The organism is Arsenicicoccus sp. oral taxon 190, assembly GCF_001189535.1.
In the GTDB taxonomy this organism is placed as follows: Bacteria; Actinomycetota; Actinomycetes; order Actinomycetales; family Dermatophilaceae; genus Arsenicicoccus.
In genome coordinates this window covers 2971501-2986443 of the sequence record NZ_CP012070.1, presented here as the reverse complement: position 1 = coordinate 2986443, position 14943 = coordinate 2971501, and the positions used below count along the sequence as shown (strand labels likewise).

The following is a 14943-nucleotide window of genomic DNA, read 5'->3' as shown; positions in this document are numbered from 1 at the left end:
GGTGGGGCTAGCCGACGGCGGCCGGGACCAGGGCGGGTCGCGGGTCGTCGGCGTGGGTCGGGGGAGTGAGGCTGGGCGTGCTGGCCGTGCCGGCCGTGCTGGCCGTGCTGGTCTGGCTCGTCGGCGTGGTGCTCGTCGGGGTGGCGGCCTGGATCTTGGCGGTGAGCAGCGCGAGGGTCGGGGCGGGGACCAGCCCGGCCAGCGCGACGAGGTCCTTGTTGGCGAACCGCCGCCGCACCTCCGATGCCGAGATCGGCACGCCGCCGCGCTCGAGGCGGGGGATCTCGCGCACCTCGACGGGCGGCGCGGCCAGCGGCGCGTCCTCGAGCCACCGGTGCATGTCGGCGTTGTAGGCGCGGGTGACGGGGCAGAAGGGTTCGCTGCCGACGTAGCGGTGGGTGATCCCGAGGGACGGGGCGATGTGCTCGCGGAAGATCGTCAGGTCCAGCCCGGTGCCGGCGCGGTCGACGACCCCGGAGTCCTTGAGGAAGTAGCTCGGGAAGGTCGCCTTGCTCACCAGGTAGGGCGAGCCGCGGTGCACCATGATGTGGTCCCGCTCGGGCAGCTCGGCGACGCCGGCGGCCACGAGACGGTAGCGCTCGTCGAAGGTGAACGTGCGGCTCTCCTCCGCCACCACGAAGACGTGCAGCACGTCGCAGTCGTGCGCCGCCTGCTGCAGCAGGTAGCGGTGGCCGAGGGTGAAGGGGTTGGCGTTGAGCACCACCGACCCGACGCGGTCCCGCAACCGGCGCAGGTGGGCCAGCCCCTCGCAGCACGCGAGCAGCCCGCGCGGGGTGTTCTCCAGCAGCGTGACCGTCCCGGGCACGGTCGCCAGGTGGTGGTAGCCGCACGCCTCGAAGTGCTCGCGGTACTCCGGCTTGGTGTAGATGAACAGGTGCGTGACGCCGTGGTCCAGCGCCAGGTAGGTCATCTCCGTCATCAGCGGCAGCAGCACCTCCCGGCCCTGCAGGCTCGGGTCGATCGCGACGCACTTGACGACCTGACCCTGCAGCCCGGCGCAGGCAAGGACCCGGCCGTAGTGCTGGAAGGTCACGAACTCCTCGACGCCGCCGTCGATCTCGAGGTCCTGGCTCGCGAGGAGCGCCGCGATGCGGCGGGCCGCCGCGGGGTCCTCCGTCGGGTCCACGCAGATGATGTCGAGGTCGTCATCCACATCGTGGACACTATCCAGCGCGGCTGCGGTCCTCGTCGGCGGGGTGGCCGTATGCCGCCCCCCGGCTCGCGTGGTCGAGGGCCTGCCGCACCGCCGGGTCGTGGGCGTCCGCGTCCTCGGGGCGGGGGCGCACCAGGTCGCCCAGCACCTTGACGCCCGCGAGCCACTCCCGCAGCTCGCCGTAGACCCAGGTCGCCGGGTCGGTCGCCGGGTGGTCCCGGACGGTCCGGTCCGCCACCCCGATCGCGTCGAGGCCGGTGGCGCGGGCGATCCCGAGGGCCCGCGGCAGGTGGTAGGCCTGGCTGACCAGCGCGACCCGCCGCAGCCCGTAGACCTGGCGTGCCCGACGGCAGGTGGCGTAGGTGTCGACGCCCTCGCGGTCCTCGACGACGAGCCGCGGGTCGACGCCCCGCTGCTCGAGGTAGTGCCGCATCACGCGGGGCTCGTCAGCGTCCCCGACGACCGCACCCGAGACGACCAGGACCGCGGCCCTGCCCGCGCGGTGGAGCTCCAGCGCGCGGTCCAGCCGCGAGGCGAGGTAGGTGCTCGGCCGCCCGTCCGGCAGTACGCCGGCGCCGAGCACGACGGCCACGTCCACCGCGGGCGCCTCGGCGGCCGAGAAGATCCGGCCCCGGGACGCCAGCAGGGCCCAGCCCCGCGAGACCGCGACGCCGAGGCCGGCGAGTGCCAGGCCCGCCGCGGCGGTGCGGGCGGAGCCGCGCACGACGGTGGTGGGGGAGACGGGGGGCGTCGGCATACGGCTGATCCTGCCACCCGACCCAGCGCGAAGGCGTCCACCTGCAACCAGCAGGTGGACGCCTTCGCGTGACGGCTCAGATGGAGAAGTACATCTCGAACTCGTAGGGGTGGGGGCGCAGCCGCAGCGGCACGACCTCGTTCGCGGTCTTCCAGTCGATCCAGGTGCGGATCAGGTCCTCGGTGAAGACGTCGCCCTCGAGCAGGAACTCGTGGTCCTCCTCCAGCGCCTGCAGCACCGCCTCGAGGGTGTAGGGCACCTGCTCGATCTGCTCGTGCTCCTCCGGGGGCAGCTCGTAGAGGTCCTTGTCGATCGGCTCCGGCGGCTCGATGCGGTTCTTGATGCCGTCGAGGCCGGCCATGAGCTGCGCGGCAAACGCCAGGTAGGGGTTGGCCGACGGGTCCGGGATCCGGAACTCGATGCGCTTGGCCTTGGGGCTCGTGCCGGCGATCGGGATGCGGATGCACGCCGAGCGGTTGCGCGCCGAGTAGACCAGGTTGACCGGCGCCTCGAAGCCCGGCACCAGGCGGTGGTAGGAGTTGGCGCTCGGGTTGGTGAACGCCAGCAGCGCCGGGGCGTGCTTGAGCAGGCCGCCGATGTACCAGCGCGCCAGGTCGGACAGGCCCCCGTAGCCCTGCTCGTCGTAGAAGAGCGGCTTGCCGTCCTTCCACAGCGACTGGTGCGTGTGCATGCCGGAGCCGTTGTCGCCGAAGATGGGCTTGGGCATGAAGGTCGCCGTCTTGCCCTCGTCCCACACGGTGTTCTTGACGACGTACTTGAACTTCATCATGTCGTCGCCGGAGTGGAGCAGGGTGTTGAACCTGTAGTTGATCTCCTGCTGGCCCGCGGTGCCCACCTCGTGGTGGCTGCGCTCGACCTCGAGGCCGACCCGGTCCAGGTTGAGGCAGATCTTGTCGCGGGTGTCGGCGAAGTGGTCCACCGGCGGCACCGGGAAGTAGCCGCCCTTGAACGCCGTCTTGTAGCCGCGGTTGCCGCCCTCCTCGTCACGCCCGGAGTTCCACGCGGCCTCGACCGAGTCGATCGCGTAGAACGAGCCCTTGGCCTCCGAGGCGAACCGGATGTCGTCGAAGACGTAGAACTCCGCCTCCGCGCCGAAGTAGGCGGTGTCCGCGATGCCCGTCGACTGCAGGTAGGCCTCCGCCTTGGCGGCGACGTTGCGCGGGTCACGGCTGTAGGGCTCGTCCGTGAACGGGTCCACGATCGAGAAGTTCATGATCAGGGTCTTCTCCACCCGGAACGGGTCCAGGTAGGCGGTGCGCACGTCCGGCAGCAGCTTCATGTCGGACTCGTGGATCGCCTGGAAGCCACGGATCGAGGAGCCGTCGAAGGCCTGGCCCTCCGTGAAGAAGTCCTCGTCCAGCGACGCGGCCGGCACGTTGAAGTGCTGCATGACGCCCGGCAGGTCGCAGAACCTGATGTCGACGAACTTGACGTCCTCGTCCTTGATGAACGTCAGGACCTCTTCAGGGGTGCTGAACACATCGTCCTCCATGGGTGTGGCCGACCCTTCTGGCCGACCTGTCGACCCCGACGCTACGGCCCCGCGGTTTCCCGGCCATGACTCGAATGTTTCCCGCGTGTTACGCAGGTAGCCTTGCGCGCGTGGATCGCAAGGACATCGGTGGGTGGCTCGACGGGCCCGGTCAGCTGACGCAGCAGGGTGCGTATGCCGGGGAGCGCCTCGGGCTCCCCCCGGAGGGGCCGGGGGCCATGGCGCCGCTGGGTCGACGGGTCCTGGCCCTGCTGGTCGACTGGCTGCTGTGCCTGACCATCGCGATCGGGCTCTTCCGGATGCCGATCGGCGCGACCGGCGGGCAGTCCTTCATCCCCCTCGCCGTGCTGTACGTCGAGTACGTCCTGCTCGTCGGCACCCTCGGCGCCACCATCGGGCACCGGCTCCTCGGCCTGCACGTCCGTCGCGTCGACGGCGGGCCGGTCGGCCTGGTCGGCGCTGCGCTGCGGACCTTCCTGATGGTGCTGGTCATCCCCGCCGTGGTGTGGGACGGCGACGGTCGGGGCCTGCACGACAAGGCGGTCGGCACCGTCATCGTGCGGACCCGCTGAGGCTCGTCTGGGGTTGCCGCTCCGGTCTGGGGTTGCCGCTCCGGTCTGGGGTTGTGTCCTCCGTCTTGGGTGGCAGCCTCTGTCTTGGGCTGCAGCACAAGACGGGAGCTGGCCATCCAGACCGGCGACGGCCACCCAGACCGACGACGGCCGCCGAGACCAAGGACGGCCACCCAGACGCCAGCGGGACCCGAGCGGCTGGTCAGGGCCTTCACGCTGCGGACCCGCTGAAGCTCGTCTGGGGTTGCCGCTCCGGTCTGCGGCTGTGTCCTCCGTCTTGGGTGGCAGCCTCTGTCTTGGGCTGCAGCACAAGACGGGAGCTGGCCGCCCAGACCGACGACGGCCGCCGAGACCAAGGACGGCCACCCAGACGCTGGTTGGTGTCGCCGCGGTGCGGGCCAGCTGAGGCTCGTCTGGGGTTGCCGCTCCGGTCTGGGGTTGTGTCCTCCCTCTTGGGTGGCAGCCTCTGTCTTGGGCTGCAGCACGAGACGGGAGCTGGCCGCCCAGACCGACGACGGGCACCCAGACCGGCGACGGCCACCCAGACCGACGACGGCCGCGTGACCGAGGACGGCCACCCAGACGCCGGCGAGACCCGAGCTGCTGGCTAGGACGGCCGAGGGCCCCGGGCGCTAGCTCGCCCGGGGCCCTCACCATCTGCAGATGTCCGTCGTCAACGACGTGCCTTGTGGGTCGCTTCCTCGGTTCCGCTACGGGCACGATCCTCGTACCTCGGATCCGGCCCTCCGCTGCGCCCGTCGTCAGCGACCGCGCATCCCCTTGCGGTCCACCCGCGCCCGCGTCGGGTCCATGCCTGCCGGGATGCCGGTGCGCAGACCGCTCATCGCCTTGAGTCGCTTGTTGACGACCGTGACCTCTTCCTTGGTGAGGACGGGCTTGAGCCGCTGCACCTTGCTGGCCAGCTTGCGCACCGAGATCTGCTCGGGGTCGTCGGACTCGCCCTCCGCCACGCGCAGCGTGATCACCGGGGCGCCGGACGCGAGGCGCTCGACCTTGCGGCGCTCCTCCACCAGCAGCTTCTTGGCGCGAGCCGTGGGGCCCTCGGCGACCAGCACGACGCCGGGGCGTCCCACCGCGCGGTAGAGCGTCGCCACGCCGGTGTAGTCCTGTCCTCGGGGCCGCCCGTCGGCCGCGATCGGCTGCTGCTCGATGTACCACCCACCGCGGCGGATCGACGACAGAGCGGCCATCGTCGCCCCGGGCTTGCCCTCGATCATCGCGTAGGCGCCGCGGTCGGTGCGACGGCTCATGACGAGCAGCGCGGCGAGGGCCGCGAGCGGGATCCCGATGATCAGGAAGTACCACGGGTGGCCTGTGATGAGGCCGATGGCCACCATGACCAGCAGCACCAGCGCCGCAGCCCCGACCATCCACTGCGTGATCTTGGGGTCGACCTGCTTGGCGAAGCCGTAGCCCTGCTTGATCTGGGCGAACCGTCCAGGCTTGCTGGGGTCCTTGGGCTTGCGGGCGAAGCGGGACACCTTGGTGCTCCCGGAGGTCTGTCGTGCCATGCGCGAATCGTACCGTCCTGTGAGGTCGCCAGAGGTGAGCGTCAGCGGGACGCGAGCAGCGACGACGCCTCCTGGCGGGTCGTCTGGTCGGCCGCGTCGGCGAGGTGCGAGAGGTGCTCGGGCAGCGGCCGGCCGAACTCCCGCATCGCCTGGCTGTAGAGCTTGCCCGAGCGGTAGGACGAGCGGACCAGCGGCCCCGCCATGACGGCCTTCATGCCGCGGTCGAGCGCGAGGTCGCGCCAGTGCACGAACTCCTCGGGCTTGACCCACCGGTCGATGGGGTGGTGCAGCTTGGAGGGTCGGAGGTACTGCGTGACCGTCAGGATGTGGCAGCCGGCGTCGACGAGGTCGCCGATGGCCTGCTCGATCTCGGCCTCCTCCTCGCCCATCCCGAGGATCAGGTTGGACTTGGTGATGAGGCCGGCGTCCTGCGCCATCGACAGCACCCGCAGCGACTTGTCGTAGGTGAAGGCGGGCCGGATCCGCTTGAAGATCCGCGGCACGGTCTCCAGGTTGTGCGCGAACACTTCGGGTCGCGCGTCGAAGACCTGACCCACCAGCTCGGGCCGCGCGCCGAAGTCCGGCGGCAGGATCTCGACGCCGGTGGTGGGGTTGAGACGGTGGATCTCGCGGATGGTCTCGGCATACAGCCAGGCGGCGCCGTCGGGCTGGTCGTCACGCGCGACCCCCGTGACGGTCGCGTAGCGCAGCGCCATCGTGGCGATGGACTCGGCCACCTTGGTCGGCTCGCCGCGGTCGAGGGCCTGCGGCCGCCCGGTCGCGATGTCGCAGAAGTCGCAGCGCCGGGTGCACACGTCACCGCCGATGAGGAAGGTCGCCTCGCGGTCCTCCCAGCACTCGAAGATGTTGGGGCAGGACGCCTCCTGGCACACCGTGTGCAGGCCCTGGCCCTTCACGCGGGACTGCATCTCGGAGTACTCCGGGCCCATCTTGGCCGTCGTGCGGATCCAGCTCGGCTTGCGCTCGATGGGGGTCTCGGCGTTGCGGGCCTCGACCCGCAGCAGGCGGCGTCCCTCCGGTGCGACGGTCATGGTGCTCCTCGGCGTCGTGTGCGTCAGGCCGTATGCCGACCCCTAGCAGCTGCGGTGTCCCCGACCAGGGGGTCCACCGGTCTGACAGCCTACGCCGCGGCACCGACACACCCCCAATGCAGCCGCTGCGCCCGGGTGCGACCGCCATTACGCTCGACGCCATGGACGATCGTGCCCGCAGCCCCGAGCCCCACGTCGTGGACGCGTTCTGGGCGGATGCCCGGGTGCGGTCCGGCCTCGCGGGCGAGGAGATCTATCAGGGTCGGTCGTCGGCGGCGGCGCTGTGCCCGCCCGCCTGGGCCTTCGGGGACTCGCGACGCATGGCGGACGAGCTGTGCCGGCTGGTGCTGGACGGCACCAAGACGGCGACGGCGGGCGCGTGGTGGGAGTTCGGCGACGAGCCGCTGCCCGACGCGGGCGAGCTGAGCATCGTGTGCGACGGGGACGGCCGTCCCCGCGCGCTGCTGCGGCTGACGCGGGTGCGTCGGGTGCGCTTCGACGAGGTGGACGCGGAGCACGCCCGCGCCGAGGGTGAGGGTGACCGGTCGCTCGAGTCGTGGCGCCGCGATCACCAGGCGTTCTTCGAGCGGATCGACGACGGCGAGCACCCCTTCCGCCCGGACATGGAGGTCGTGCTGCAGGAGTTCGAGGTGCTGGCCCGCGCGTGACGGTGGTGCGGCCCGCGGCGGGCGCGGCGGCATACGCCGTATGACGAGGGTCAGTGCAGCAGCTCGGGCAGGACGGTCGTCCCGGTAGCCGTGCCGCGCCGGCGTGCGGCCTCGACGGCCTCGTCGGTGGTCATGTCGAAGACCCGGGCGAGGTGGCGCTCCGCGAGGGGGAGGACCTCCTGGACCGTGACGTCGCGGTCCAGCTCGCGCGACAGGCTGGTCACGCCGGCGTCGGCGATGCCGCAGGGGACGATGACCTGCGCCCACGACAGGTCGCAGTCGCAGTTGAGCGCGAAGCCGTGCATGGTGACGTCGCGGCTGACGCGGATCCCGATCGCGCCGATCTTGCGGTCGCCGCCACGCTCGTCGGCCAGCACCCACACGCCGCTGCGCCCCGCGACCCGGGCGGTGCGAACGCCCAGGTCGGCGCAGACGCCCATCATCATGTCCTCGAGACGCCGCACGTGGGCGACGACGTCACGGTTGCTCGGCAGGTGCACGATCGGGTACCCGACGAGCTGACCCGGGCCGTGCCAGGTGATCTTGCCGCCCCGGTCCACGTCGACCACCGGGGTGCCGTCCCAGGGGCGCTCGTGCGCCTCGGTGCGCTTGCCCGCCGTGTAAACGCGCTCGTGCTCCAGCAGCAGGGTGGTGTCCGGGATCTCGCGGGCCACGACCCGGGCGTGGACCTCGCGCTGGTGGTCCCATGCCTGCTGGTAATCGACGAAGGCCGGGGCGAAGCCGAGGTGCTCGAAGCGCATGGCTCCACGATACGACCGGGGCGGCGGTGCTCTGTCCACAGGTCTTCGAACGTTCAACCCGTGGCCTGTGGATGACGGACGACGCGGTGGGCGGCGGCGCGGGACAGTGGTGGGGCGTCATACGACCAGCCAGCGACCAGGAGGCGACCGATGAGCAGGCCGACGGTGCCGGGATACGAGGTCGAGGCCATCCTCGGCGAGGGCGCATCAAGCGTCGTATGGCGCGCCCGGCGCCTGGCCGACCAGGTGCTCGTCGCGCTGAAGGTCACGCGTGAGCCGCTGCGCCGGCCCGACCCGTGGCTCTCGGGCTGGTCCGTCGGCCCGCAGGACGCCGAGGCCGTCGTCGCCGAGCTGCAGTGGCTGCGGACGCTGCGACACCCCGGGGTGGTGACGCTGCTCGACGCCCTGGTGCTGGACGACCGACGACTCGTGCTCGTGCTGGACCTCGCCGAGGGGGGCTCGCTCGCGGACCTGGTCACGTCCCGCGGTCACCTGACCCAGGAGGAGGTCACGACGGTGCTGCTGGGGCTGGCGGCGACGCTGTCGGACCTGCACGACCTGGACCTGGTGCACGGCGACCTGGCCCCCGGCAACGTGCTGCTCGACGCCGACGGACGCCCCCTGGTGGCCGACCTCGGCACCGTGTCGGTGCTGGGTGACCTGGTCGACGACCCATGGGGGACCACGGGATTCGTGGCCCCTGAGCGGTCGGTGGGTGAGGACCCGTCGGGCGCATGCGATGTGTACTCCCTGGGCGCGCTCGGCTGGTTCGCCCTGCTGGGGGAGGCGCGGCAGACGGCGACCGACCCGCTCGAGCTTGCGGCTCGGTGCCCCGAGGTCGACCCGGCCCTGGTGGAGCTGATCGGTGCCTGCCTCGCACCGAGCCCGCGGGACCGCCCGGCCCTGACCGAGGTGTCGCGCCGCCTCGAGGAGCTCGGGGAGCCGGTGACCGTGGACGTGGCGGCGACTCCCCGACCACCCGACGTCACGCGCCGGGTGCGCGAGCAGGCGCTCGAGCAGCAGCGGGCGCAGACCCGGGCCCGGGAGCGGGCCGCCAAGCTGGAGGCGGCGCGCCGCGACCTCCGGCGCCCGGCACTGGTGCGGCACCGGACCCTGGTGGTCGCCGCCGTGGTCGGGCTGGTGGCGGGGATCGGCGGCGGCAAGGTGTGGCTCGACCGCGCCGGGACTGCGACCGAGCTGGTGAGCGCGACGAGTCCCGCGACGGCTGGATCGCCAGCACCACCAGCACCATCGGCTTCCACCGGACCGTCTCCGGCGCGGGCGTCCGCTGCGGGCGGGCGGGGAGGAGCAGCGGTCGGGTCCCCGACAGCCAGCCCGTCACCGGCGGCCGCGGCGCAGCCGGCGGCGAGCCGGGCCGAGGCGGTGACCGTGGCCCCGCGCGAGGTGGTGCAGGAGCTCCTCGACCACCGCAGCCAGGCCCTGATGGCTCGCAACGCGGCTCGGCTGGGGGCGGCCGACCTCCCCGGCTCGTGGGCGATGCGCCAGGACGGCGCGACCATCGCCGAGCTCGCGCGCCGGGGCCAGCGGCAGCAGGGGCTGAGCTTCCAGGTGCGGTCGGCCTCGGTCGTGCGGGCCTCGGCGACGGAGAGCACGATCCGTGCGGACGTGCGGCTGGCGGACTACTCGTGGACGGACGGGACGGGACCGGCGCGGGTGCAGCCCGGCCACGACGGACGCACCTCCGACTACGTGCTGCGGTGGACGCCCGCAGGCTGGCGGCTCGACACCGTCCGCGACGTGCCCCAGGGGAGGTGAGCCGCGTCCGCGACGTGCCCGCAGCGGAGCAGCACCGGCGTGCCGCAGGAGAGGTGAGCACCCGCCTGGCGCGGCGGAGGTGAGCGCCGGCCAGGCGGTCGTCTGGGCACATGTGCTCAGGCCGTGGGTCGTGTCGCTTCCTACGCTGGCAGGACCGCCGAGCAAGGAGTGCGCATGAGGGTCCGTGCCGTTGCCGCCGTCATGATCGGGGCGCTAGCCGTGGTGGTGTGGTTGTCCGGAGGGATGCGGGCGGGCACGGTCCCCGCCTGGCAGGTCCTGGGCTGCGGCGCCACCGTCGTCACCGTGACCGTCCTCGCGTCGTGGCAGCGCCGCGCCGGGGTGGCCGTGCGCACCGTGGCGGTGCCCATGGCGCTCGGCGCGACGGCCGCGTGGACGGCGCTTGCCCACGGGGACGAGACCGGGCTCTACCTCGTGGGGATGCTGATCATGGCGATGATCAGCCTTGCGGGCCTGTGCCTGGTGGCCGTCCTCACGGCGTCCTCGACCGCGGGCCGTCGGGCCTGATCTCCGGCACCGACTCAGACGGCAGCGACTCGGACGGCAGCGACCCAGACGGCGTGGACTCCCACGCCAGCGACTCCCACGGCCCGACGACCGCGGCCACCGCGTCGCGCAGCCGCGGCTGGATCCACGAGTAGCCGCTCTGCTCCAGGGCCGTCGGCACGACCTGCTGGCTGCCCAGGACGTCGTCGGCCAGACCGCCCAGCGCGAGCCGCACCGCGACCGCCGGAGCAGGCAGCACCGCCGGCCTGCGCAGGGCCCGGGCGACCACCCGCACGACCTCCGCCTGCCTCGCCCGGCCCGGTGCCACCAGGTTGACCGGTCCGGACACCTCGTGGTCCAGCAGGTGCAGCAGCGCCGACACCTCGTCGGCCATCCCGATCCACGGCCACCACTGGCGCCCGTCCCCGAGCGGACCCGCGAGCCCGAGCCGGGCCAGCGGCAGCATCGGCCCGAGGGCACCACCCCGGCGCGACAGCACGAGCCCGGTGCGGGCGAGCACGACCCGCTGCCCGGCATCCGCCGCAGCCTCGGTCGCCGCCTCCCACTGCTGGACCACGTCGGCCAGGAAGGTCGTGCCGGGCGAGCTCGCCTCCGTCAGCAGCTCCTCGCCCCGGTCGCTGCCGTAGTAGCCGACCCCCGAGGCGTTGAGCAGGACGCACGGCCGGTCCTGCCTCGCGACCAGCGCCGCCGCCGTCCGCGTCGCGGTCACCCGGCTGTCCAGGAGCTCGCGCCGGTAGGACGCGGTCCAGCGCCGACCGACGGGGGCGCCGGCGAGGTTGACCACCGCGTCGACCGCGCCGAGACCCGGGTCCACGACGCGGGCCACCGGGTCCCACCGCCTCTCGTCCGGGGCGGTGGGGTCGCGACGCACGAGGCGGAGGACCTCGTCGCCCCGGGCACGCAGGGCCTGGACGAGCTCGGTGCCGATCAGCCCCGAGGCGCCGGTGACGGCGATGCGGCGAGCGGTGGCGGGCGGCATACGGGCCTCCTGGGAGGGGGAGAAGGAGCACGGGCCGCGACCCCCGGCGGGGTCGCGGCCCGGTCGGGTCACGTCGACGGGTGAACCGTCAGGTCACAGCCCCAGCGAGGACTCGAAGCGGCCCTCCTCCAGGCGCGCCTTGAGCGCCGAGAGGAACTTGCCCGCGAGCGCACCGTCGACCGCGCGGTGGTCGTAGGTGAGCACGAGGTACATCATCGAGCGGATCGCGATCGCGTCGTTGCCCTCGGCGTCGGTGATGACCGCGGGACGCTTGACGATGGCGCCCGTGCCGAGGATGCCGACGTTGGGCTGGTTGATGATGGGGGTGTCGAGCAGCGAGCCGTTGGACCCGATGTTGGTGATCGTGAAGGTCGCGCCACCCAGCTCGTCCGGACCCACCTTGTTGGTGCGGGTGCGGTCGGCGAGGTCGGCGATCTTGCGGGACAGACCGGCGATGTTGAGGTCACCGGCGTCCTTGATCACCGGGACCAGCAGGCCCCGCTCGGTGTCCACCGCGATGCCGACGTGCTCGGCGCCGTGGTAGACGATCGAGTCGCCGTCGATGCTGGAGTTGAGCTGCGGGAACGCCTTGAGGGCCTCGATCGCCGCCAGCGTGATGAACGGCAGGTAGGTGAGCTTGACGCCCTCGCGCTGCTGGAACTCGTCCTTGGCGCGGGCGCGCAGCCGCACCACCCGGGTCATGTCCACCTCGACGGCCGCGGTCAGCTGGGCCGAGGTCGCGAGCGACTCCACCATGCGCTGCGCGATGACCTTGCGCAGGCGCGGCATCTTCTCGGTGGTGCCACGCTTCTCGGCGGACACGGGGTCCGGGGTCGGGACCGCCGTCGGCGCCTGCGCGCCGGCCGACGGAGCCGACGGAGTCGCGGCAGGGGCTGCGGCGGCGGGCTCGGAGGCCTTCTTGGCGGCGTCGAGCACGTCCTGCTTGCGGATGCGGCCACCCACGCCGGTGCCGGTCAGCGTGGACAGGTCCACGCCGTTGTCGGCGGCGAGCTTGCGGACCAGGGGAGTGACGTAGGCGGACGCGTCCGACTCGCCACCCTCCGCGCGGGGCGCCGAGGCCTTCTGAGCGTCCTCCTTGGGAGCCTCCTTCTTCGGAGCCTCCTGCTTGGGAGCCTCCTCCGTGGGGGCTTCCTGCTTCGCCTCCTGCTTGGGCTCCTCCTTCGGAGCCTCCTGCTTCGGCTCCTCCTCGGCGGGCTGCTCGGGCTCGTCCTGCGAGGAGTCGTCCTGAGCGGAGTCGTCCTGCGAGCCGCCGCCGGACGCGTCCCCACCGATGATCGCGAGGTCAGCGCCGACCTCGGCCGTCTCGTCCTCCTGCACCAGGATCGTGGTGAGCGTCCCGGCGAAGGGGGAGGGGATCTCGGTGTCGACCTTGTCCGTGGAGACCTCGAGGAGCGGCTCGTCGACCTCGACCTCGTCGCCCTCGGCCTTGAGCCAGCGGGTGACGGTGCCCTCGGTCACGGACTCGCCGAGCGCCGGCATCGTGACCCGGTCGCCACCGGAACCCGACCCGCCCGAGGAGCCGCTGCCGCCCGAGGAGCCGCTGCCGCCCGAGGAGCCGTTGCCGCCGGAGTCGCCGGAGGACTTCTTGGGCTCTTCCTTCTCGTCCGAGGGGGTGGCGGAGGTGGTCTCCTCGACCGTCTCCTCGGTCTCCGGCTCCGAGGACTCGGACTGCTTGGCCTGCTCGGCGGCGGAGGTGTCCTCGGAGGCGTCGTCGCCCGAGGAGTCGTCCTTGGCCGGGGCGTCACCGTCGCCGATCACGGCGAGGTCGGCGCCCACGGGCACGGTCTCGTCCTCCTCGACGAGGATCTCCTGGACCGTCCCCGCCACCGGCGAGGGGATCTCGGTGTCGACCTTGTCGGTCGACACCTCGAGCAACGGCTCGTCCACCTCCACCGCGTCACCGACGGACTTGAGCCAGCGGGTCACGGTGCCCTCGGTCACCGACTCGCCAAGGGCGGGCATCGTCACGCGTTCAGACATGTGGAAGTTTCTCCTTCGGTGAGCCGTAGACGTTCGTCGACCACCCTACTGCGATACCTGGTGTCGTGCGGGGCGCGGCGAGCGCGCGGACGCGCACCTCGGAGCGCGGTCAGGCGTGGGCGTGCAGGGGCTTGCCGGCGAGGGCGAGGTGTGCCTCGCCGAGCGCTTCGTTCTGGGTCGGGTGGGCGTGGATCAGCGGGGCGACGTCCTCGGGGAGGGCCTCCCAGCCGTAGATGAGCTGCGCCTCGCCGACCTGCTCGCCCATCCGCGCTCCGACCATGTGGATGCCGACGACGGGCCCGTCGATGCGGCGCACCAGCTTGACGAAGCCGCTCGTGCCGAGGATCTGGGACCGGCCGTTGCCGCCCAGGTTGTACTCGTAGCACTCGATCTCGCCGAAGGCCTCCCGGGCCTGCGCCTCGGTGTAGCCGACCGACGCGATCTCGGGGTCGCAGTAGGTGACCCGGGGGATGCCCTTCTCGTCGATGGATGCCGGCTCCTGCCCGGCGATGGCCTCCGCGACGTAGATGCCCTGGGCGAAGCCGCGGTGCGCGAGCTGCAGACCGGGGACGATGTCGCCGACCGCCCAGACCCCCGGCACGGAGGTGCGGCAGTCGGTGGCGAGCACGAAGCCGCGATCCATCTCGACCCCGATCTCCTCGTAGCCCAGCCCCTCGGTGGCCGGCCCGCGCCCCACGGCCACCAGCAGCAGGTCGGCGTCGAGGGTCTCCCCGCCCTCGAGGGTGACGGTGACGGAGTCCTCGGACTGCGCGGCCGACTCGAAGCGCACGCCGGTCTGCACGCCGATCTTGCGCTTGCGGAAGGACCGCTCCAGCTGCTTGGAGACGGCCTCGTCCTCGGCCGCGACGAGCCGGGGCAGCGCCTCCACCACGGTCACCTCGGCGCCGAAGCTGCAGAACACCGACGCGAACTCGACGCCGATGACGCCGCCGCCGAGCACGACCACGCGGGAGGGCACCTGCTCGAGGTGCAACGCCTGCTCGCTCGTCATGATCCGGCCCCCGATCTCCAGGCCCGGCAGGGTGCGGGCGTAGGAGCCCGTCGCGAGCACGAGGTTGCGCCCCACCAGCCGGCGGCCGTCGACCTCGACGGTGTCCTTGGCGACCACGCGGCCGGTGCCCTCGACGTAGGTGACCTGGGCGGCCTTGACCAGCCCCTGCAGACCCTTGTGGAGCCGGGAGACCACGCCGTCCTTGTAGCTGTGGACCCCCGCCATGTCGATCGCCTCGAAGGTCGCCCGCACCCCGAACTTCTCGCTCTCGCGGGCGCTGTCGGCGACCTCGGCCGCGTGCAGCAGCGCCTTGGTGGGGACGCAGCCACGGTGCAGGCAGGTGCCGCCGAGCTTGCCCTTCTCGACCAGCGCGACGGTCAGCCCCAGCTGGGCCGCCCGCAGCGCGCACGCGTAGCCGCCGCTGCCGCCGCCGAGGATGACGAGGTCGAAGGTGTCCTGCTCAGCCATGGTGCGCTCCCTTGCGTGTCGGCCGGGTCCGTATGGCGCCGGGCCTGCTCGTGGCGGCTCGGGCCGGCGTCATCCTCTCATCCGCGCGGCGACCAGGCGCAAGCGGACCCGGGGCGCCCCGGCCGGCCGCCGGGCGGGACGAGGCCGGGCGGG

13 protein-coding genes are annotated in these 14943 nt (G+C 72.5%); 4 read left to right on the top strand and 9 right to left on the bottom strand.

What is annotated here, in order from left to right:
* Positions 1-7 precede the first annotated feature (7 nt).
* The 3 genes from citC to glnA form a co-directional block, all read right to left on the bottom strand.
* On the bottom strand, positions 8-1174 hold the full coding sequence (citC, locus tag ADJ73_RS13890; protein ID WP_050348761.1) for a [citrate (pro-3S)-lyase] ligase: 1167 nt from the start codon (positions 1172-1174) through the stop codon (positions 8-10).
* 10 nt (positions 1175-1184) lie between these two features.
* On the bottom strand, positions 1185-1931 hold the full coding sequence (locus tag ADJ73_RS13885; protein ID WP_050348760.1) for a SanA/YdcF family protein: 747 nt from the start codon (positions 1929-1931) through the stop codon (positions 1185-1187).
* 76 nt (positions 1932-2007) lie between these two features.
* Positions 2008-3432: a type I glutamate--ammonia ligase gene (glnA, locus tag ADJ73_RS13880; RefSeq protein WP_050348759.1), complete on the bottom strand. Its 1425-nt coding sequence runs from the start codon at positions 3430-3432 to the stop codon at positions 2008-2010.
* Positions 3433-3518: 86 nt separating this feature from the next.
* Here glnA and ADJ73_RS13875 point away from each other — a divergent pair, with 86 nt between their 5' ends.
* A complete protein-coding gene (locus ADJ73_RS13875) occupies positions 3519-4016 on the top strand; it encodes an RDD family protein (protein WP_050348758.1) in 498 nt (165 codons plus the stop codon).
* A 761-nt stretch (positions 4017-4777) separates the two neighbouring features.
* Here ADJ73_RS13875 and ADJ73_RS13870 read toward each other — a convergent pair.
* The gene (locus ADJ73_RS13870; protein WP_082177013.1) at positions 4778-5548 is read right to left on the bottom strand and encodes a DUF4191 domain-containing protein; all 771 of its coding nucleotides are present in this window, start codon (positions 5546-5548) and stop codon (positions 4778-4780) included.
* A 41-nt stretch (positions 5549-5589) separates the two neighbouring features.
* Complete coding sequence (lipA, locus tag ADJ73_RS13865; protein WP_050348757.1) at positions 5590-6600, bottom strand: lipoyl synthase; 1011 nt, start codon at positions 6598-6600, stop codon at positions 5590-5592.
* Positions 6601-6761: 161 nt separating this feature from the next.
* Between lipA and ADJ73_RS13860 the strand changes: the two genes are divergently transcribed.
* On the top strand, positions 6762-7268 hold the full coding sequence (locus ADJ73_RS13860) for an ASCH domain-containing protein (protein ID WP_050349474.1): 507 nt from the start codon (positions 6762-6764) through the stop codon (positions 7266-7268).
* Between the two features lie 50 nt (positions 7269-7318).
* Here the strand turns inward: ADJ73_RS13860 and lipB are convergent, their stop codons facing one another.
* Positions 7319-8029, bottom strand: a complete 711-nt coding sequence (gene lipB, locus ADJ73_RS13855) for a lipoyl(octanoyl) transferase LipB (RefSeq protein ID WP_082177012.1) — start codon at positions 8027-8029, stop codon at positions 7319-7321.
* Between the two features lie 150 nt (positions 8030-8179).
* Between lipB and ADJ73_RS17735 the strand changes: the two genes are divergently transcribed.
* Both ADJ73_RS17735 and ADJ73_RS13845 read left to right on the top strand, forming a co-directional pair.
* On the top strand, positions 8180-9805 hold the full coding sequence (locus ADJ73_RS17735) for a serine/threonine-protein kinase (protein ID WP_050348756.1): 1626 nt from the start codon (positions 8180-8182) through the stop codon (positions 9803-9805).
* A 174-nt stretch (positions 9806-9979) separates the two neighbouring features.
* Positions 9980-10330, top strand: coding sequence for a hypothetical protein (locus ADJ73_RS13845; RefSeq protein ID WP_050348755.1), 351 nt, complete (start codon positions 9980-9982; stop codon positions 10328-10330).
* Here the strand turns inward: ADJ73_RS13845 and ADJ73_RS13840 are convergent.
* The 3 genes from ADJ73_RS13840 to lpdA all read right to left on the bottom strand — a co-directional run bounded on the left by ADJ73_RS13840 (position 10296) and on the right by lpdA (position 14790).
* On the bottom strand, positions 10296-11309 hold the full coding sequence (locus tag ADJ73_RS13840; protein WP_082177011.1) for a TIGR01777 family oxidoreductase: 1014 nt from the start codon (positions 11307-11309) through the stop codon (positions 10296-10298). The two genes, ADJ73_RS13845 and ADJ73_RS13840, sit on opposite strands and share 35 nt — an antisense overlap.
* Before the next feature lie 93 nt (positions 11310-11402).
* Positions 11403-13310: a 2-oxoglutarate dehydrogenase, E2 component, dihydrolipoamide succinyltransferase gene (sucB, locus tag ADJ73_RS13835; RefSeq protein WP_050348754.1), complete on the bottom strand. Its 1908-nt coding sequence runs from the start codon at positions 13308-13310 to the stop codon at positions 11403-11405.
* Positions 13311-13419: 109 nt separating this feature from the next.
* Complete coding sequence (gene lpdA, locus ADJ73_RS13830; protein ID WP_050348753.1) at positions 13420-14790, bottom strand: dihydrolipoyl dehydrogenase; 1371 nt, start codon at positions 14788-14790, stop codon at positions 13420-13422.
* Positions 14791-14943: the final 153 nt, after the last annotated feature.

Coding starts and splice junctions, on each gene's coding strand:
- lpdA (WP_050348753.1), bottom strand. CDS start 14,790: ATGGCTGAGCAGGACACCTTCGACCTCGTCATCCTCGGCGGCGGCAGC.
- ADJ73_RS13870 (WP_082177013.1), bottom strand. CDS start 5,548: ATGGCACGACAGACCTCCGGGAGCACCAAGGTGTCCCGCTTCGCCCGC.
- ADJ73_RS13845 (WP_050348755.1), top strand. CDS start 9,980: ATGAGGGTCCGTGCCGTTGCCGCCGTCATGATCGGGGCGCTAGCCGTG.
- lipA (WP_050348757.1), bottom strand. CDS start 6,600: ATGACCGTCGCACCGGAGGGACGCCGCCTGCTGCGGGTCGAGGCCCGC.
- ADJ73_RS17735 (WP_050348756.1), top strand. CDS start 8,180: ATGAGCAGGCCGACGGTGCCGGGATACGAGGTCGAGGCCATCCTCGGC.
- ADJ73_RS13885 (WP_050348760.1), bottom strand. CDS start 1,931: ATGCCGACGCCCCCCGTCTCCCCCACCACCGTCGTGCGCGGCTCCGCC.
- lipB (WP_082177012.1), bottom strand. CDS start 8,029: ATGCGCTTCGAGCACCTCGGCTTCGCCCCGGCCTTCGTCGATTACCAG.
- ADJ73_RS13875 (WP_050348758.1), top strand. CDS start 3,519: ATGTTTCCCGCGTGTTACGCAGGTAGCCTTGCGCGCGTGGATCGCAAG.
- ADJ73_RS13840 (WP_082177011.1), bottom strand. CDS start 11,309: ATGCCGCCCGCCACCGCTCGCCGCATCGCCGTCACCGGCGCCTCGGGG.
- sucB (WP_050348754.1), bottom strand. CDS start 13,310: ATGTCTGAACGCGTGACGATGCCCGCCCTTGGCGAGTCGGTGACCGAG.
- ADJ73_RS13860 (WP_050349474.1), top strand. CDS start 6,762: ATGGACGATCGTGCCCGCAGCCCCGAGCCCCACGTCGTGGACGCGTTC.